At 67.8% G+C, this 3,480-nt stretch carries 3 protein-coding genes; 2 read left to right on the top strand and 1 reads right to left on the bottom strand.

Going from position 1 to position 3,480, the window contains the following annotated elements; genetic code table 11:
- Positions 1-468 (top strand): M3 family metallopeptidase (locus ACIQ6O_RS14740; RefSeq protein WP_396208540.1); only part of this gene is annotated, 468 nt, incomplete at its 5' end.
- A gap of 115 nt (positions 469-583) precedes the next feature.
- Positions 584-1,285, top strand: a complete 702-nt coding sequence (locus ACIQ6O_RS14735) for a hypothetical protein (RefSeq protein WP_396208539.1) — start codon at positions 584-586, stop codon at positions 1,283-1,285.
- Between the two features lie 54 nt (positions 1,286-1,339).
- Here the strand turns inward: ACIQ6O_RS14735 and ACIQ6O_RS14730 are convergent.
- Positions 1,340-3,480 (bottom strand): FAD-dependent oxidoreductase (locus tag ACIQ6O_RS14730; protein WP_396208538.1); only part of this gene is annotated, 2,141 nt, incomplete at its 5' end.

The following is a 3,480-nucleotide window of genomic DNA, read 5'->3' as shown; positions in this document are numbered from 1 at the left end:
GGCGCGCTTGTGCACATCGCGAGCGTCGATGCGTTCCAAGCGTGGATCTACACCGACGCGGCCGGCGCCGATCGCGACGCGCGTGACGCCAAGTGGCTGCAGCTGCGCGCCGATTACGAACAGGGTGTGGATTGGACCGGCCTCGAGCGCGAGCGCGTGTCGCGCTGGTACCGGCAGCTGCACATCTTCGAGCTGCCGTTCTACTACATCGAGTACGGCATCGCCCAGCTCGGGGCCCTGCAGGTGTTCCGCAACGCCGTGCAGGACGCGGGCAACGCGGTGGCCATGTACAAGCAGTTCCTGTCGCTCGGCGGCACGCGCACGCTGCCGGAGTTGTATGCCGCTGCGGGTGCCAAGCTCGTGTTCGATGCGCCCACGATGAAGGAGCTGGTCGACTTCACCATGGAACGTATCGAGGCGCTGCGCGCCGGCGCTGATGCGCCGTTCGCTGGGATCGTACCGCGGTAACCCTCCGCGCCTCCGCGAAAGCAGTTCCCCCTCAGTCGTTGCGGTGAAACCTGTGAGGCCCTCGCGCAGTATTGATGCGCGAGGGCTTCTTTCTTCCCGTCACCTTGGAGTCTTGATGCGTCGCATTGCGTCGGCAGCCGTTGCTGCCGTGATCATGGTTGGTGGAGCCGTTCGCGCCGAAGCGCAGCAGCCCACTGTGCAGCAGGTCTACGATAAGTTCGCCGACGCCGTGGGTGGTCGCGCGGCGTGGAAGTCGGTGGCCGGCCGCTCAGACAAGGGCACGGCCAACATCACCTTTGCCGGTATCTCGGGCTCCTACGAGCGGCATACGTCGCTACCCAACAAGATGCGCATGATCATCGACCTCGGAGTCGTACGCATCGATCAGGGCTTCGACGGCGAGAAGGGCTGGGTCGATCAGGGGCAGGGAATGCAGCCGATGCCCGCCGAGCAGGCGAAGGATCTCGCCGAGCCGAGTGCAGACGGGGCGGCGTTCCTCGACCCCAATCGCTACGCGAAGGCGGCGGTGGTGGGCAAGGAAACGTTCGAAGGGGCCGAGGCGTGGAAGATCGAAGCGACCACCAAGAGCGGCCGCACCGTCACCGAGTTCTTCGACGCGAATACCGGCCTGCGCCTCGGCACCGTGAACATGACGCCGATGGGACCGCAGACGGCGATCTACAAGGACTACAAGGATTTCGAAGGGAAGAAGGTCGCCACCACGCTCATCCAACGGAATGGACAGGGCGACGTGATTCTGACCAGCCAGATCGTCACCTTCGGCGTCCCCGACGCGGCCTACTTCAAGCAGCCGTAACGCCGCGTTCGGTTGAAGCGAACAGTTTTCGTTCTGGGTGGGTGAGCCTCGCGCTCATCCACCCAGAATGCGTCCGGCCATCGCCACGCCGCTGAGCCACGCGCGCTCCACCTCGCTCGCGGCGTTCGGGAACGCCACCGCAAAGTCGCCACACGCGCCAACCCGCGCCCCGGCATCCCATAGGCACGAAACGTCCACGCCCGTTTCAGTGCGCGCATAGCGCCAGCGATGACTCGCCGCATGCCGCACTTCGCCGGCGATCTCCAGCTGCGCACGTACCAATGGCACGAGCTCGGCGCATATCTCGTCGGCCGTGCGTTCGAGGTTGTCGCGACTCCACGCCGCCCCCGACTGCACCACCCACGCTTCCGCAGTGGGACGCCCCGGTAACTCTGGCTGGCGAAGGCAACGCGCCACGCGGTCGTCGTCGGTACGCAGTTCACCGCGAACCAGTCGCTCCGTCACACGCACCGGTGGCGGGGCATCGAACACCACCATGGTGCTCCAGCACGGGGCCATGGCGACACTGCGCAGCGCGCCCGCAACCGGCGGTGCGGCATCTCCCAGCAGCGCCAAGGCCTGCGGGGCGGGAATTGCGAGCACCAGCGCATCGGCGCGGTGCTGCTCGCCCTGCTGATCGACAAGTTCCCACTCGGCGCCGGTGCGCGTCGCGCGCTGCACCTGCACGCTGGTCTTCACTGTCACCTCGGATGCGAGGTGCTTGGGCCACGTGGACATGGCGCCACGTCCCGTGTGCACGTCGCCTACGCGCGCGAGATAGCCGTCGAGTTCCCACGACTCCGCATACAGCGACGTGCGGGGATCACCGAACTGCATGTGTGGCGCCCCGTGATCGAACCGCCACTCGCCCTCACGCCGTGTGCTCAGGCGCCCGCCTACTCCGCGTCCCTTCTCCAGCACGGTCACGGCGTAGCCGTGGTCCGCGAGCGTGCGCGCACAGGCGAGCCCCGACACGCCGGCGCCCACGACGATCACGCTGGGGGCTGCATCGCGCGCCGGGCGCTGCACCCGCCGACGATACGCCGCGAGATCGAGGCGCTTGAGATGTTCGCCCGTGGGCCGAGGGCGCACGGTGCCAAGCACGCGCACCGGTGGGGTGAAGGGGCGGTCGAACTGCCCGAGACACCAGAGCAAGCCACCGTACGACGCAGGATCACGCCCGTCGAGCGCGTAGCGATGGTTGAGATCCACCAGCCGCTCGAGTGCCTGCTCGGCGCTCTCCGACCAGACGGGAATCGCCTTTCCCCACGTCATGCGCACGTTGTTGTGCAGCTCGCCGTGGCGCAGCAGCGATTGCTGGGTGACGTCCCACAGGGCATCGCCGGTCTGCGCGCGTGCGAGTCGCTCCCACGACAACACGTCGCGCGCATCACGTTCGTGTGTGGCCAGCGTGTCGCGCGCCCACGAGGGGATCCCCTCGATGGTCGTCGGCGATGCATGCCAATAGCAGAACGCGTAGCCCAGTTCGCGCCACACGAGCAGTTCGTCGAGGTACTTCTCCGGCCCGTCGCCGGGTAGTCCGGCGCATTCCCGCGCGATGCGCAGCGCCGACACCATGCCGTAGTGGAAGTACGCCGACATGCGGCTCACGCCGTCGATCGTGGCATCGTTGCGCTTCGCCGCGTATTTCGCGAGACGGCCGCTGCGCGTGAACTCCTCCCAGCGCGCGTAGCCCGCGCGCGACCCACCAGGCGTGTGCGGCACCGGCCCCACACCATGATCGATCTCGCATTCGGCCACCAGTGATGCGATGTCGGCTGTCGCCAGCGTCACGGGCGCGTAGGGCAAGGCAGACGGTACGAATGCCGCGCCGGTGGCGTCCACGTCGCGCCACGGCCTGGTGAGTCGCTCGCGGCGAATCGCGGCCGTGTCGTCGCGGAAGGCGAAGGCGCGCGTGTGCGCCTTGCCGACGAGCGGCATCGGCACCACGCACGCCGTATCCACGCTCCACACCGGGCACGGGCAGCCGTCGGCGAGGCCATCGGTGAGCCAGTCGAGCGGTGGCACCGGCATCGTTTCGGTGATCACCACGCTCGCGCGCGCCGCCAGCAGCTTGAGCGCCGGCGTACGGTGGCCGGGCCGTTCGAGGTGGAACGCGTAGCCAATGCCGCGCTGTGCACACTCCGCTTCCACGTCGCGCGCGCCTTCGAGAATGAAGGTGTGGTGCCGGTCGG

It is taken from the genome of Gemmatimonas sp. (assembly GCF_044345575.1).
Taxonomy (GTDB): Bacteria; Gemmatimonadota; Gemmatimonadetes; order Gemmatimonadales; family Gemmatimonadaceae; genus Gemmatimonas.
The sequence above is the reverse complement of the archived record's forward strand: the minus strand, read 5'-3'. Positions and strand labels throughout refer to the sequence as shown.